The 14942-nt window shown below is 64.4% G+C and carries 12 protein-coding genes; 9 read left to right on the plus strand and 3 right to left on the minus strand.

What is annotated here, in order from left to right; genetic code table 11:
* The 3 genes from F561_RS0120425 to F561_RS0120435 all read left to right on the plus strand — a co-directional run.
* Nucleotides 1-405, plus strand: a 405-nt coding sequence (locus F561_RS0120425; RefSeq protein WP_019010888.1) for a transposase, incomplete at its 5' end; no start/stop codon positions are given.
* A 235-nt stretch (nt 406-640) separates the two neighbouring features.
* The gene (locus tag F561_RS0120430) at nt 641-1438 is read left to right on the plus strand and encodes an enoyl-CoA hydratase-related protein (RefSeq protein ID WP_019011830.1); all 798 of its coding nucleotides are present in this window, start codon (nt 641-643) and stop codon (nt 1436-1438) included.
* On the plus strand, nt 1435-2964 hold the full coding sequence (locus tag F561_RS0120435) for a Ppx/GppA phosphatase family protein (protein ID WP_019011831.1): 1530 nt from the start codon (nt 1435-1437) through the stop codon (nt 2962-2964). The genes F561_RS0120430 and F561_RS0120435 overlap by 4 nt, the downstream gene beginning before the upstream one ends.
* A 306-nt stretch (nt 2965-3270) precedes the next feature.
* Here F561_RS0120435 and ftsH read toward each other — a convergent pair whose 3' ends face one another.
* Nucleotides 3271-5136: an ATP-dependent zinc metalloprotease FtsH gene (gene ftsH, locus F561_RS0120440; protein WP_019011832.1), complete on the minus strand. Its 1866-nt coding sequence runs from the start codon at nt 5134-5136 to the stop codon at nt 3271-3273.
* A gap of 278 nt (nt 5137-5414) precedes the next feature.
* On the opposite strand from ftsH, the gene F561_RS0120445 reads away from it, so the two are divergent.
* The 3 genes from F561_RS0120445 (at nt 5415) to F561_RS0120455 (ending at nt 9206) form a co-directional block, all read left to right on the plus strand.
* On the plus strand, nt 5415-6812 hold the full coding sequence (locus tag F561_RS0120445; protein WP_019011833.1) for a tetratricopeptide repeat protein: 1398 nt from the start codon (nt 5415-5417) through the stop codon (nt 6810-6812).
* Between the two features lie 114 nt (nt 6813-6926).
* Nucleotides 6927-8387 (plus strand): Asp-tRNA(Asn)/Glu-tRNA(Gln) amidotransferase subunit GatB, encoded by a 1461-nt coding sequence (gene gatB / locus F561_RS0120450; RefSeq protein WP_051097002.1) that lies wholly within the window; start codon nt 6927-6929, stop codon nt 8385-8387.
* Nucleotides 8388-8471: 84 nt separating this feature from the next.
* A complete protein-coding gene (locus tag F561_RS0120455; RefSeq protein WP_019011835.1) occupies nt 8472-9206 on the plus strand; it encodes a hypothetical protein in 735 nt (244 codons plus the stop codon).
* Nucleotides 9207-9231: 25 nt separating this feature from the next.
* Here the strand turns inward: F561_RS0120455 and F561_RS26240 are convergent, their stop codons facing one another.
* On the minus strand, nt 9232-11340 hold the full coding sequence (locus F561_RS26240) for a cation:proton antiporter domain-containing protein (RefSeq protein ID WP_245556597.1): 2109 nt from the start codon (nt 11338-11340) through the stop codon (nt 9232-9234).
* Here F561_RS26240 and F561_RS0120465 point away from each other — a divergent pair.
* Entirely contained in the window at nt 11339-12490 is a 1152-nt protein-coding gene (locus F561_RS0120465) for a carbohydrate kinase family protein (RefSeq protein WP_019011836.1), read from the plus strand. The genes F561_RS26240 and F561_RS0120465 overlap by 2 nt on opposite strands.
* The gene (gene mltG / locus F561_RS0120470; RefSeq protein WP_019011837.1) at nt 12487-13521 is read left to right on the plus strand and encodes an endolytic transglycosylase MltG; all 1035 of its coding nucleotides are present in this window, start codon (nt 12487-12489) and stop codon (nt 13519-13521) included. Before F561_RS0120465 ends, mltG begins: the two co-directional genes overlap by 4 nt.
* Before the next feature lie 67 nt (nt 13522-13588).
* On the opposite strand, the gene F561_RS0120475 is transcribed toward mltG, so the two are convergent.
* On the minus strand, nt 13589-14401 hold the full coding sequence (locus tag F561_RS0120475) for a hypothetical protein (RefSeq protein ID WP_019011838.1): 813 nt from the start codon (nt 14399-14401) through the stop codon (nt 13589-13591).
* 69 nt (nt 14402-14470) lie between these two features.
* On the opposite strand from F561_RS0120475, the gene F561_RS0120480 reads away from it, so the two are divergent.
* The gene (locus F561_RS0120480) at nt 14471-14896 is read left to right on the plus strand and encodes a helix-hairpin-helix domain-containing protein (RefSeq protein ID WP_019011839.1); all 426 of its coding nucleotides are present in this window, start codon (nt 14471-14473) and stop codon (nt 14894-14896) included.
* The last annotated feature ends 46 nt before the right edge of the window (nt 14897-14942 follow it).

Raw genomic sequence — 14942 nt, forward strand, 5'->3', positions numbered from 1 at the left:
AATCAGACCCTCATCTGTGCCTTGCACAACGCGGGGCCACTGGCCCCGTTCATCCTCACTGGTGCGGTCAATGGGGTGTCCTTTGAGTGGTACGTCCGACACGTCCTGTGCCCCACCTTGCAGCCAGGACAAGTCGTTTTGATGGACAACCTCTCGTCACATCACCGAGCGTCCGTTCGGACGCTCATCGAAGCACAGAGCTGTCACCTCTTGTTTCTCCCGCCCTACAGTCCGGACTTCAATCCCATTGAATTGATGTTTTCCAAAATCAAAGCGGCCGTACGGGCTGGCTCGTGGCGCACTTTAGATCAACTCCTCGCCGCGATCTGGGCGGCGTTGCAAACACTCACCCCTCAGGACAGCGCCGCCTGGTTCCGACATGCCTATCCTTCGGTCTCTTTATGACAAATGCTATAAGCTTTGGCAGGCGAACCCCCCCGTTGCTGACGCAACGCCCCCCCTCAAGGGGAGGACAAAAGCTTTTGTCCTCCCCTTGAGGGGGGCTGGCTGCGAAGCAGACTGGGGGGTTCGCCCAGAATCTCAATTCTGCATGCTTGCCAAGCTCAGCATTTGATGTTTCTGAATCGCAGAGATCAAGAGACATTCATTTCACAGCATTAACACCCTCTACACTTTCCCCATGAGCCAATCCGACTCCCCGGTGATTCTGAGCCGTACCCATGCTGGCGTGCGTACCCTGACCCTCAACCGGCCCGACAAGCTGAATGCCGCCAACGACGCCCTGTTGCTGAGCCTGACCGCCGAACTTCGGGCCGCCGATGCCGATGCGGGCGTGCGGGTGGTGGTCATTACGGGCGCGGGCCGGGGCTTTTGCGCGGGGCAGGACTTGGGCGACGTGTCGGGGCGCGATATGACCTTCACCGAGCACCTGAACCACACCTATAACCCTCTGATCCGCACCATTCGCGGGCTGGGCAAACCCGTGATTACAGCGGTGAACGGCGTGGCAGCGGGCGCGGGCGCGAGTCTGGCCCTGTCGGGCGATATCCGGCTGTGGGCGCAGTCGGCCAGCCTGATCGAGGTGTTTTCCAACATAGCCCTTGTGCCCGACAGCGGCAGCACCTGGCTGTTGCCCCGGTTGGTGGGCTACCACCGCGCCTTTGCGCTGATGGCCCTCGCAGACCGCGTGCGGGCCGACGACGCGCTGAAGTACGGCCTGTGCGAAGAAGTCCTGGCCGACGAGGATTTTGCAGACGCGGTGCAGGCCTACGCCGAACGCCTCGCCACTCGCCCCGCCCACGCGCTGAAACTGACCAAGCAGGCGCTGAACGCCGCCATGACCAGCACGCTGGATCAGGCACTGGATCTGGAAGCCGAGTTGCAACAACTGGCCGGAGACCACTGGGAACACGAGGAAGGCGTGACCGCGTTCAAGGCCAAGCGTGCGCCGGAATTCGTGCGCCCAGAACCCGCATGAAGGTCGCGGTTGCCGATGTAGGCACCAATTCCAGCCATCTGCTGATTGCCGAGGCACAGGCCGGAGCCAATCAGGGGGGCGATTTCCGGGTGCTGGACGCCCTCAAAGACCGCACCAAGCTGGGCGAGTGCCTCGACGCCGCCGGAAACATGACCCCCGAGGGGGAAAACCGCCTGGCCTCGGCAATGACGCGTTTTCGGGAGCTGGCCGCCGCTGCGGGCGTGAATGAGGTGCGCGTGTATGCCACCAGCGCCCTGCGCGAAGCCCCCAACGGCCCCGAGGTGGCGGCGCGGATTCAGGCCCGCACCGGGGTCTATCCATCGGTCATCAGCGGCGAGCGGGAAGGCGAACTGACCTATCTGGGCGTGGCCCACAGCGTGGAACTGGGGCCAGACAACGTGCTGCTGGATTTGGGGGGCGGCAGTCTGGAATTTGTGCGGGGCGGCCCCGCTCAGGCCGCCGACATCCTGAGCCTGCCGCTGGGCAGCATCCGCATGACGCGGGCGCACCTGTCGCCAGAAGCGCGTGGTTCCGGCAACCGTGCCAACGTACAAGCTGTACAAGGTGCCGTGCGGCAGGCGTTGGCCCCACACGCCGCCCGCTTTCAGATTCGCCCCGACACCCGCGTCATTTTGTCGAGTGGCACGGCGGAAGCTGCCGCCGCAGTGCTTTCTGGCCGCGAGGGAAGCATCAATGGCGTGCACTTTTCGGTGGCCGACCTCGCCGGGTTGCTGGAGCGGGTGCGCCGGTTGTCGCCTGCCCAGCGGGCCAAATTGCCGGGACTGGACAAACGGGCCGATACCATTCTGGCGGGGCTGGCGGTGCTGCACGCCGCGCTGGAACTGCTGGGAGCCAACGAGGTCACGGTCAGCGAAGGTGCCCTGCGCGAGGGCATGCTCATCGAGGAACTCTCGCGCTTCCAGAGTTTTTCTTCGGGCCTGAGCGCCCGCCAACGCAGCGTGCTGGCAACTGCCGAACGCTTCGGGGCCAATCTGGGGCATTCGCAGCAGGTGGCGGCCCTATCCCGCGCCCTGATGGATGGCCTGATCGCGGCGGGCCAGCCCTTTCCCGAAGAGGCCCGCAGCCTGCTGACCGCCGCCGCCGCCCTGCACGAAACCGGCCAGATCGTGGCCCAGAGCAGCCACCACAAACACAGCGCCTACCTGATCCGGCACGCCGAACTGCGCGGTTTCGGGCCGCACGACATAGAGCGGATCGCGCAGGTGGCCCGCTACCACCGCAAGAGCCTGCCCAAGCCGTCGCACCCCGAATTTATGGCCCTGCCCGCCACAGACCGCGCCCTCGTTTCGCGGCTCTCGGCCATCCTGCGCGTGGCCGATGGTCTTGACCGCTCGCACGCGGGCCAGACCCAGATTCACGCCCTCCACAAAACTTCGGCAGGCTGGACAGTCCAGATCAGCGGGGCCACGCCGCTGGATCTGGCGGGCGCACGCGACAAGGCCGACCTGTGGGCGCGGGAATTCGGCGGGCTGCAATTCAAGGTCATGGCAGCTGAAACAGCCTGAGCCAGAACCGGCCTATTGATCCCTGTGTGCCTCGGCCACGCCTAACCCCCCAGTCGGCTTCGCCGCCAGCCCCCCTTAAGGGGAGCGCAAAAGCGCAGTGGTCCTCCCCTTAAGGGGGGCGTTGCGTCAGCAACGGGGGGGTTATGTTGCCCAACGTTGTGTTGCCCAGCCTGCAATAGGGTGGCCCATCTCCGCAAGAATCAACAAGCCAGAACCCCCGAGCGCAAGCCAAACAAAAACAACTCCCAAACAGCGGGAGTTGTGGTCGGCCTGAAGGTATTGGCCTGAACTTGTTTTGAGAAAACTTTACGCCGTGGTTTGTGGCATCGGCTCTGGGCTGCTGCCCAGGCGGGCCACGGCGTCACGAACCACGTCACCCGTGATCAGTTCCTGGGTCAGCAGGGCGTCGGCCACCTCGTGCATGGCTGCTGCGTATTCCGTGACCATCTGGCGGGCGCGTTCGTAGGCGCGGTTCAGGATGCGCTTCACGTCTTCATCGACCAGTTGGCTGGTGTGCTCACTGAACGCCTTGGGGCGGCCCATGTCTTCACCGAGGAACACGGGGCCACTGTCGGTAGAGAGCGCCATGTTCTTGAAGTTCTCGCCCATGCCCCATTCCAGCACCATCTTGCGGGCAATGTTGGTGGCCTTGCGGAAGTCGTCGGCAGCTCCGCTGGTCACGTTGCCCATAAAGACTTCCTCGGCGGCGCGGCCACCCAGAGCCACGACCAGTTGGTTTTCCAGTCGCTCCTTGCTCATCAAGACCTGTTCCTCGGGCAGATAGAAAGCCGCACCCAGCGCACGCCCACGCGGAATAATGCTGACCTTCTGAAGCTTGTCGGAACCGGGAATGACCGCCGAGGTCACGGCATGTCCGGCCTCGTGGTAGGCAATCGCCTTGCGCTCTTCGGGGCTGACGCTCAGCGAGCCGTTTTCCAGTCCAAGCGTGATCTTGTCGAGCGCCCGGTAAAAGTCGCTCATGTCGATCTGGGTCTTGCTGAGGCGGGCGGCCTCCAGCGCGGCTTCGTTGGTCACGTTCTTCAGGTCTGCGCCGCTGAAGTAGGGCGTGCTCTTGGCGATCTCGGGCACGTCCACGCCGGGGGCCATCGGCTTGTTCCGCAGGTGAACCTTCAGGATGGCTTCGCGCTCCTTGAGGGTCGGCAGATCAATCGTGACCTGACGGTCAAAACGTCCGGGACGCAACAGGGCCGAATCCAGCACGTCGGGGCGGTTGGTCGCGCCCAGCACGATCACGTTGCTGGTCTTGTCGAAGCCGTCCATTTCCGACAGGATCTGGTTCAGCGTCTGCTCGCGCTCGTCGTGGCCGCCGCCGATGCCTGCACCGCGCTTGCGGCCAATCGAATCGATTTCGTCGATGAACATGATGGCGGGCGCACTCTTGCGGGCATCTTCGAACAGCGTGCGAACACGGCTGGCCCCCACACCCACGAACATTTCCATGAATTCAGAGGCGCTGACGCTGAAAAACGGTACGTCGGCTTCTCCGGCGATGGCGCGGGCCAGCAGCGTTTTGCCGGTTCCGGGAGGGCCGACCAGCAGCACACCCTTGGGAATTTCTGCGCCGATCTGGTGGTACTTGCCAGGATTTTTCAGGAAGTCCACGACTTCGATCAGCTCGCGCTTGGCTTCCTCGTGTCCGGCCACGTCGGTGAACTTGGTCTGCACGCGGTTTTCTTTGCCGTACTTCTTGGCCTTGCTCTGGCCGAACTGCATGACGCCGCTCTGGCCGCCCTGAGCACGCATGAAGAAGAAGTACATCATGCCGAACAGCAGCAAAATGGGCAGCAGGCTGAGAATGATATTGAGCCACTGACTGGGAGCCTCAAAGCGGTAATCCACGTTCTTGGCTTCAAGTTCATTGATCAGGCCGCTATCGGGAGTGGCAAGACTTCCCGGCAGGCGAACCGTGAAATTACTGATCTGACGGGGCTGGGGGCCTTGCGGCGTATTGACCGCCACCTGAGTGGGGGCTGCCAGTGTGGCAGTACCGATACTTTCCCGAACCACGAGCGTTTTGATCGTGCCCCGATCCAGTTGGGTTTTAAATTCGTTGTAATTGACCGTAGCACGCCCGCTGAGAGGTGCCTGAGAAAACATCAGGAACAGCGCCAGCACGAACAGAACGATCAGCCAGGGATTCAACCGCTTCAAGAGAAATCCTCCAGAAATAGAAAGTACGAAGGGCGAAAAAACGCGGGTGAAGCCGACAGATGCTCCATGAAGTTGAGTGTACCAGACTCAAGATGTGTGGGTGTAGGCAGTGTCACACGTTGGCTTGAGCAAGTGCTAAGGGGCGGTGTTTTTCAGGCTGGATGTGGGTCGTGGGCTGCGGGAAGACATGGAGGGTGAATCTGTGTTGTTGCCTTTCCCACTCACCACTGACCTCTCACCACTCATCCTTTCTTTCTTCCGCGCTAAACTGGTGGGTAATGATTGAGGTCGCCACCACCTGGCAGCAGGCTTGCACGGCTCTCGCAGGGGGCGATTACGACACGGCATTCAACGTGCTGGACAGCGCCATGCGGGAAGCCAAGAAACACGAACGGGCGCGGATTGCCCTGTACGTCGCCAGTGTCCATGCGCTGTACGGCGACACTTCTACCAACGAGGTGGCCCTGGCACTGCGGGAGGCCCGCACGCTCGATCCTGCCCTGACGACCGATCCGCTGTATGCGGCGCTGATGGCCGAACTGGACGCCCGCCTGCGCGAAGGCGAGGCCACGCCGCCTCCCGCTGCCGTGCGTGAAGCCGCCGACCCGTTGGCCCGTTTTCATGCGATGTGCGCCCTCGCACTGGCCGAAAAGCCGCAGGAAGCACTGGATATTCACCTGCCCAGCACCGAGTTGCCCGAGCATCTGCGCTGGCGTCTGCGCTCCTGGCAGGCCGACAGTCAGGAGCAGTTGGGGCATACAGGAGACGCCATTCATCTATACGGCGAGGCGGCACACCTGACGGGCGGCCTGAACCGGGCCATCATGTTGCAGGAGCAGTCCGCACTGATGCTGACAGTGGGCCAGACGGCGGAAGCCACTGCTGCCCTGGATCAGGCCCGCGCCCTGTACACCGGGCAGGAACCCGACGAGGGCCTGAATCTGGCGACCTGGTACTACCTGCGGGCACAGGCCATGCTGAACCTGGAGCAGCCCGAGGCCGCGCATGAGGCCATCAAGGAAGCGGCCCGGCTGGAGCGCGAACACGGCGACCCCAGCTACGGCGTGGCGCTGGTGCGCGGCCAGATTCTGACCCAACTGGGCTTGCAGGAACAGGCCATCGCTGCCTTCGAGGAAGCCCTGAAACTGGCAACGGAGGCCGATAGGCCATATGCCAACCACGAACTCGGCGTGGCCCTGCTGGACCTGGACCGCCCGGTAGATGCCCGTGAGCGCCTGGAAGCCGTGCTACAAGACCCCGAGTATCCGTATCTGCCCGAAGTGCTGGCCGACATGGCCGAATGTGATTACCGCCTGGGCCGCCTTCAGGAAGCGCAGCAGACCGCAGAGCAGGCCCTGGCGCAGGGCGCAGTGATTCCGGCCAGCCTGGTGCTGGGCAGCGTGGCACTGGATTATTACCACCTCGACGACGCCCTGGAACACTATGAGCGCGTGGTACGCGAGGCCGCTCCAGACAGCCGGGACTGGATCACCGGGCACCAGATGGCCGCTGACGTGATGGCCCAGCAGGGATTTTTGAACCCGGCTGCCGCCTATGCCCACGCCCAGCAGGCTCTGGCCCATACCCCCGAAAGCGACGACTGGCACGTGACTCTGCGCGACCACCTGCGGAAAGCTGAAGCCCTGATGGGCAGCGGCGGGCGCACGCTGAACTGAGCGGGCAGGCAGGGCGGGTCTGCAAGAAATTGCTGGGCCTGACACCGGAATAGCTGACTGAAATAGACCGGAACAGAAGGCCCGCGTCTGCCCCCGCGCTATCCTGACTGCCATATGTCTCAGGTGTCGGGTTCTCAGAGGTCAGGATTGGCGCAGTCGGGCTACCAAACAGTGATCGGGTTAGAGGTGCATTTGCAGTTGCGAACGCGCACCAAGATTTTTACGGCGTGTCCTGCCGATTACCACGGCGCGGGGCCGAACGAATTTACCGACCCGATGGTGTTGGGCCTGCCCGGTGCGCTGCCGACCCTCAACCGCGAGGCCGTGGAACTGGGCATGATGTTCGGCCTCGGCCTCAACTGCGACGTGTCGGGCTTTACGCAGTTTCACCGCAAAAACTACTTTTATCCCGATTCGCCCAAAAATTTTCAGCTGTCGCAGTATGACCGCCCGATTGCGCGGAACGGGTATCTGGATGTAGAAGGCGGGCGCGTGCGGATTACCCGCGCCCACTTAGAGGACGATGCGGGCAAGCTGATGCATCCCACCTACGCGCCTTACAGCCTGCTGGACCTGAACCGGGCAGGCTCGGCCCTGATCGAGATGGTCACGGAGGCCGATATCACGGGGCCGGAGCAGGCCCGCGCCTTTCTGGAAGCGGTGCAGGCCATCGCTCAGGCTCTCGGCGTATCCGACGCCACACCCGAAGAGGGCAAGATGCGCTGCGACGTGAATATCAGCGTGCACAAGCCGGGAACGCCGTGGGGCACCAAGGTTGAGGTGAAGAACCTGAACTCCTTTCGCAGTGTGGCCCGCGCCATCGACTACGAGGCGGCGCGTCAGGCCCGCGTGCTGGACGGCGGTGGCACGATTACGCAGGACACGCTGGGCTGGGATGAGGGCGGTCAGAAGACCTTCCTGATGAGAACCAAGGAGGGCGAGGCCGATTACCGCTATTTCCCGGAACCGGATCTGCCCCCGCTGGACATCACCCCCGAATGGATCGAGCGCGTGCGGGCGCGGATGCCCGAACTGCCTGCCCAGAAACGGGCGCGGTACATGGCGGCGGGCGTGCGCGAGGCCGACGCCGACACCCTGAGTCTGGACGTGAACCTCAGCCGCTTTTATGACGAGGCGTTGGTCGAAGCGCCCGCACCGGACGCACAGCGTTTGTCGAACTGGCTGCTGACCGAAGTGACCGGGTTTCTGGCCGCCGCCGAGCAGGGAATTCGGGACACGGCGCTTCAGCCCGCGCATCTGGCCGCCCTGGTGCGCCTAATCGACGCCGGAACCATCAGCGGCAAGATTGCCAAAGACCTGCTGCCCGACGTGATGGCGGGCCAGAATCCAGAATCGCTGGTGCAGGAACGCGGCCTGATGGTCGTCACGGATACCGGGGCCATCGACGCGGCCATCGACGCCGCCATGCAGGGCAATCCGAAGGCCGTGGAACAGTTCCGGGCCGGAAACTCCAAGGCCGCCAACGCCCTGTTCGGCCCGGTCATGAAGGCGATGGGCGGGCAGGCCAAGCCCGAAGTGGTGCGCGACCAACTGATGAAAAAGCTGGCGGAATGAGCATCCGAAGGGTTCACCCGCTTCCCACTCCCGCCCCGCTTTTTCCACTCACCACTGACCACTCACCACTGACTGATCCCTGTTATGGCTGACGAAATGAAGGCCCCCACCCCCAAAGCCTCCCCGAATGCGGGCGCTCCCCGCTGGCGTTCGCTGGCGCTGGGGGCGCTGTGGGTGCAGGTGGCGTCTCTGTTCGGGCTGGTCGCCTACGCGCTCTGGGCCGACCGTCTGGATGAGGTGGCGTGGCTCAATGCCCTCGATTCCTTCCTGGCCGCGCTGGTGCTGTGGTGGTGGACGGCAACTCTGTCCCGAGTGACGCTGGGGCAGGCCATTTCCACCGAACCGTTGCCGGGGCCGGACGCACCCGGTGCAGGTCAGTTGCGGGCGCTGCGAGCCGCGTTTCCGTGGCTGACCGCGCTCCGGCTTTCGCTGTGGTTTCTCACGGTGCTGAGCGTGACCAACACACCCTCTTCAGAGGCCAATCCGGTGGCCCTGACCGCCCTGCTGACCACCTGGGGCGCGGCCATTTTTGCCAGCAACGCCGTGTACGGCAGTCTCGCACGGCTGGCCGCCAATCCCGCCGACCCCGTGGACCGCGAGCGGCTGCTGGGCTGGCTGAACCTGTCTGCGGCCCTGAGTGTCGCCATGACCGTCTTCAATGTCGTGCCCATCGCCGGATTCAGCTCCGCACCCGATCTCACCAATCAGGTGGTCTACGGCCTGTCGGGCGTGCTGGACGTGGTCGCCACATTACTGGCTTTCCGGGCTGTACAGACCATGCCCGTGGACGCCGCGTTAGTGCAGAAGGCAGAGAAGTAAGCACACCCCCAATCGCCGTACAGGGTCACTTCGTCCAGCCGTGTTCGTAGCAGTAGGCCCACGTTTCGCCCGGTTCGGCGCTGCGAATAATGGGATGCGACTGGCTGTGGGCGTGGCGAGTGGCGTGTTTGTTTTTGCTGGAATCGCAGCAGCCCACATGCCCGCAGGTCATGCAGGTTCTCAGATGAACCCAGGTATCCCCGCTGGCGATGCACTCCAGGCAGGCGTCGGCTTCGGGTGTGATGGGGCCAGCGTGGGCGTGGGCGTGGTCGCACTGGGCCTGCTGTTCGGCGCTCAGCGTGACGGCGGGTCGCTCGGCCAGATGGCGGGCAATCTCGGCCCGCGTGATGTGTTCGGGGGTCAGCAGGTCCAGCAGTCCGGCAGCAATTTCGCGGCGCGGCGTCAGGACATGGCGTGCGCCCAACGCCTGCAACTGCATCAGGGCTTCGGGGCTTTCGGCGTGGGTCAAAATATCCAGTTCGGGGGCCACCGTGCGGGCCACGCTCACGGCGCGTTCGGTCATTTCGGGGTCGTCATCGGCAATCACGAGGGCGCGGGCCGAGGCCAGATTCAGTTCGCGCAGCAGACCCGCGCGGGTGTAATCGGCGATCAGTACCGGAGCGCCGCGCCCGGTCAGTTCACTGGCTCCGTCGGGGCTGCGCGTGATGACCGAATAAGGCAGTCCGGCGCGGCTGAGGGCGCGGGCAGCCAGGCGGGCATGCGGCCCGTATCCGGCAAAGATGACCCGTCCGGCCACCGGCAGGGCCGAATGGGTCTCCGGCTCTGTGGGTGCGGAGGCGGCAGTCTGTACGGCAGCAGCTTCGCGCCTCCTGGCCCCCGGAAGTCTGGTACTGACGGTTGCCAGCGGCCCGGCCAACGCCGCCACCGCTGGCGTGAGGCCCATCAAAAGCACGGTGGCCGCAATGAAAATCTGTGTGCCGCGTTCACCCAGTCCGGCAAAACTGAGGCCCAGATCCTGCCCGCTGCCCGCCAGCACAAAGGAAAATTCTCCCACCTGCGCCGTGAGCAGCGCCACCGGAAGGGCAATGGCCGCGCGTTCGCCCAGCAGCCGCACGCTGACCCCCGTGACCAGGGCCTTCAGGACGGCCATCAGCAGCACCACGCCCAGCACGGTCGGCAGGTTGCGAATCAGGAATCCCAGATCGAGTTGCAGACCCACCGACAGGAAAAACGCCGCGCTGAACAGGATTTGCAGCGGCAAGATTTCTCCGAGGGCCTGCATTCCGTAGCGGCTTTCACTGACCAGCAGGCCCGCCAGGAATGCCCCCAGCGCGAGGCTCACGCCCGCCGCCGCCGTGAGGCTGGCCGTGCCGAAACACAGCGCCACCACCGTCAGCAAAAAAATCTCGTTGCTACAGGTGCGGGCCACCACTTCCATGATCGGCGGCACGAGGCGGCGGGCAGCCACCAGCACGAAGACGATGATGCCCGCAGCTTTGGCGAGGGCCAGCGCCACCCCGCCCACGCCGCCCCCCTGTCCGGCCAGCATGGGAATCAGCAGCACCATCAGCACCACGGCCAGATCCTGAAAAATCAGGATGCCCAGCGCGACCTGCCCCGTGCGTGCGCCTGTCTGACCGCGCTCGGCCAGCACCCGCATCACGATAGCGGTACTGGACAGGGCGATCAGGCACCCCGTAAACACGGCGCTCTGCCACCCCACGCCGGAAGCCACCAGCGCCCCGGCCACAGCAGTGACGGTCAGGCCCACCTGAAGGCCGCCGCCCAGAAAGATCAGCCGGGCAATGCGTTGCAGCCGCTCCAAACTGAATTCGATGCCGATGGTAAACAGCAGCAGCATCACCCCCACCTCGGAGGCGGCGGCGATCAATTCCTGATCTCGAATCAAACCAAGTGCCCCCGGCCCCGCCAGCACGCCCGCCAGCAAAAAACCGATGATGGGAATGAGGCCCAGGCGGAACGACAGGTAGGCGGCCAGCGCCGACACCCCCAGCAACAGGGTCAGTTGAAGCAGGAAAGGGGGCGGGCCAGCGTGGGCGGCCTCGGCTGGAGTGGCAGCGGCTCCGGCCCATCCTCCCCAGTCCAGTCCACCGACCCCCCACCCAGCACAGGCCACTGCGACCCACATCACCCAGCAACAGACACGCCACATGGGATCAGAATGGCACGCGTGGTCAGCGTTTGACAGCGCCCGGCCTTATCTTTTGGAATTTTCTGTGGACTTTCCCCTGGGCACTTTCTGCCGAAGGCGCGATATGCTTCCGGCATTCATGACCCACTCTTCTTCTCTCTCTGCGCCTGATCTGCGTACGCCTGATTTGCAGGCTTCTGGGCGCGGCCCGCTCGTTTCGCTGGGCGACCTCGCATGGGACGTGCTGGCGAAACCTGATACCACCCTCCTGCCGGGGGGCGACACGACGGGCCGGATGGAACTGCTCGGCGGCGGCAGCGCGGCAAATCTGGCGGTGTGGGCGCAGCGGGCCGGATATCCCAGCACCTTCGTGGGCAAAATTGGCCGCGACCGCTTCGGCGAACTGGCAACCGCAGACCTGGAGGCCGAGGGCGTGCAGGCCGAGCTGACCCTCAGCGGGCAGCACCGCACGGGGGTCATTCTGGCGCTGCTGGATCAGCGCGGCCAGCGGGCCATGCTGACCGGGCAGGGTGCAGACTGGGAACTGCTGCCCGAAGAACTCCCCCGTGACGTATTGCTCGGCGCGGGCCACCTGCACCTGACGGCGTGGAGCCTGTTCCGCGATCCGCCGCGTGCAGCCGCCCTCGAAGCCGCGAGACTGGCAAAAGGAGCCGGAGCCACGCTGAGCCTCGACCCTGGCAGCTTTCAGATGATCGGACAGATGGGCCGCGAGAACTTTCTGGACATCGTGGACAATATTCCCTTCGACATCATCTTTCCCAACGACGACGAGGCCCGCGCCATGAGCCAGGAGAGCGACCCCGAACGGGCGCTGGCGTGGCTGCGGGATCGCTATCCAAATGCGCTGGTGGTGCTGAAACTGGACGAGGAGGGGGCGCTGCTGGAAGGCCCGTCTCAGCCGCGAACCCGTGTGGCGGCCACCCGCGATCATCTGCTGGACGCGACCGGCGCGGGCGACAGCTTTGGCGGCGCATTTCTAGCGGGCTGGCTGGCCCACGGCGACGCGGTGCGGGCCGCCGAACTGGGCGCACAGGTGGGCGGCTGGGTGGTCTCGCGCTTCGGGGCCAGGCCACCTGCCGACGATGAGTTGCGGGCACGCTTGACGGCCATGGATGTCCGATCTGCGGCTGCTGGGACGGTGATCCGGTGACCCGCCTCGGAGGGCGCAAGACCCCCATCTGGGTCTGGATCGTGCTGACCTTGCTCGTGCTGCTGCTCCTGGCCGCAGGAGGCGCGTTTCTGTATGTACGTAGCCTGCTGGGGCCTGCGGGCGGCCCGGCCTACACACTGGAAATCAAATCCGGCGACAGCCTGCCGCGCATCGCCCGCACCTTGCAGGACAAGGGCATCATCAAGAACGCCGACGCCCTGCGCTTCATCATGCGCCAGGACGGAACGGCGGGCAGTCTGAAAGAGGGCTTTTACGATCTCAACGGCAAGCTGACCCTGCAACAGGTGGCCGACAAACTGGCTGGCCCCGCCCGCATTCCCACCGTCGGCGTCACCATTCCTGAAGGACGGCGCGTCAAGGACCTGCCTGCCATTTTCAAGAAGGCGGGATTTGACGGCGCGGCCATTGCCTCCGAACTGAAAAACGTTTCGCTGAGCACCTACGCCCAGGCCAAATCGGCCACCAACCTCGAAGGCTTCGTGTTCCCGGATACCTACGAATTCCGGCCCAAAGACAGCGCCCGCACCATCGTAGAAACGTTGGTCAAGCGCATGAATACCGAGTTTACGCCCGCCCATGTCGCCCAGGCCAAAGCCCTCGGCCTCAGCGTGCGCGACTGGGTGATCCTGGCGAGCATGGTGCAGGCCGAAGCCGCCAACGACGCCGAGATGCCCATCATCGCCGGGGTCTTCCTCAACCGCCTGCGTGACGGAATCGCGCTGGGCAGCGACCCCACCGTCGCCTACGGCCTTGGCAAAGATCTGCCCGAACTCGACCGCAGCGCCGGAGACTTTACCAAGGACACGCCCTACAGCACGTATACCCGGCAGGGGTTGCCCGCTGGCCCGATCAACAATCCTGGTCAGGCCGCGCTTTTGGCCGTGCTGAGTCCCGAGCGCACCCTACCCGATGGCCGCGCCGCCCTGTACTTTTTGCATGGCCTGGACGGCAAAATCTACGTGAACGCCGATTATCCGGCCCATCTGCGGGACATCGCCAGATACAGGTAGGCGGGGGCACTTCGCGCTGCGTGGGAGGGAGGAAGGGCAAAAGATCGGGTTTGCCTTTCCTCCCTCTCTATTTCCGCAGTCCCTTCAGGAGTGGCCCCCGCTCCGTCAGCGCCTTCTGAAAAGCCTGCGCGTCGTTCATGGGGGCGGCAGTTTTGGCAGGTGCCGAGGCCCGTGCAGACTGTCCGGGCAGATTCTTGGTTCCCAGTGGGCTGACCCCGGCAAAGCGGCGAGCGCGGAACATGCCGGGATGTTCCTCAAAAACGGCGGTGGTGCCATCGGGCAGCGCGGCAAGGTGAGCGGCAAAGTGGCGTTCCTGGGCCAGTTCCGCGTGCGCTGCGCCCGTGCCCAGTTCACCCAGCAGGCGGTCAATCAGGGCAAACACGCGGGCGGCGTAGGTGTCCACCTCCTCGCGGCGGGGCAGGTATCCCCGGTGAATCACCCGGTTCCTGAAGTCTGCGCCCAGAGCTTTGGCCGTCAGAAAATCCGGTTCACGGCCCTCGCGCAGCAGGTAGGCCAGCGCCATCATGCCCACCTGCCGCTCGGACTGGCTCGCCACGTGCCGCCAGGTGGATTCCAGGGTGTCGGCTGCGCCGCCGAAGTCGGTCTGGCCCTGCAATGCAGCGCGTTCCAGCGCAAACGACCGCACATAGAATTCAAAAAACCGTTCCAGTGCAGCGGCGAAGCTGGCAACGGCTTCACGGGCGTAGCCGTCCATCAGGGCGCGGGTGCCCAGATCGAACAGCACCTCGAACTTCTGCTTGCGGACGAACACGCAGAAGCGGGCGCGGCAGTGCGGGCAGGTCACGTCATGTACGGCGCTGTCGGCAAATTCCACCTGCACTTCACGCTGGCACTGAGGACACACGGCAGGAAAACGCATGGCCGGAGTGTAGCGGCCCGGTTAGGCAAGAGGTATGACCACCTGGTTTTTTGGGTCTAAATTGCCCCTGTGGATCTCTGGAAGGGCAACTTTTGGCAAGACCTGTGGCAGGGAGCTGATTCGGAACGCAGGTGGACTCTGGCACTGGCGGCGGGCGTGCTGGTGTTGGGCGGGCTGACGCTGGGGCCAGCCCTGTTTCCGTCTCCGCGAGTGCCCGCCGTGACACGTCAACCGTTGCCGCCTGTGGCCGCCACCACACCTGCCGCCGATCCTCCGGTCTATCCGCGCACAGCCAGCGTGCAACCGCTCATTTCGGGCCGCCTGAACCTGAATACCGCCACCACAGAGCAGCTTGAGGCCCTGCCCAAAGTGGGACCGAGCATGGCCGCCCAGATCATCCGGGCGCGTCCACTGCGCTCTCTGGCCGATCTGGACGCGGTCAAGGGTGTAGGCGAGAGCACCCTGAGAACCCTCACGCCGCTGGTGTCGTTTTGAGTGCGGTGTGGGCTGAAGTGCAGCAAGTTGAGCTGTTGCGAACTGG

This window comes from Deinococcus aquatilis DSM 23025, assembly GCF_000378445.1.
GTDB lineage: Bacteria > Deinococcota > Deinococci > Deinococcales > Deinococcaceae > Deinococcus > Deinococcus aquatilis.

Coding starts and splice junctions, on each gene's coding strand:
- F561_RS0120430 (WP_019011830.1), top strand. CDS start 641: ATGAGCCAATCCGACTCCCCGGTGATTCTGAGCCGTACCCATGCTGGC.
- F561_RS0120435 (WP_019011831.1), top strand. CDS start 1,435: ATGAAGGTCGCGGTTGCCGATGTAGGCACCAATTCCAGCCATCTGCTG.
- F561_RS0120445 (WP_019011833.1), top strand. CDS start 5,415: ATGATTGAGGTCGCCACCACCTGGCAGCAGGCTTGCACGGCTCTCGCA.
- gatB (WP_051097002.1), top strand. CDS start 6,927: ATGTCTCAGGTGTCGGGTTCTCAGAGGTCAGGATTGGCGCAGTCGGGC.
- F561_RS0120455 (WP_019011835.1), top strand. CDS start 8,472: ATGGCTGACGAAATGAAGGCCCCCACCCCCAAAGCCTCCCCGAATGCG.
- F561_RS0120465 (WP_019011836.1), top strand. CDS start 11,339: ATGGGATCAGAATGGCACGCGTGGTCAGCGTTTGACAGCGCCCGGCCT.
- F561_RS26240 (WP_245556597.1), bottom strand. CDS start 11,340: ATGTGGCGTGTCTGTTGCTGGGTGATGTGGGTCGCAGTGGCCTGTGCT.
- F561_RS0120475 (WP_019011838.1), bottom strand. CDS start 14,401: ATGCGTTTTCCTGCCGTGTGTCCTCAGTGCCAGCGTGAAGTGCAGGTG.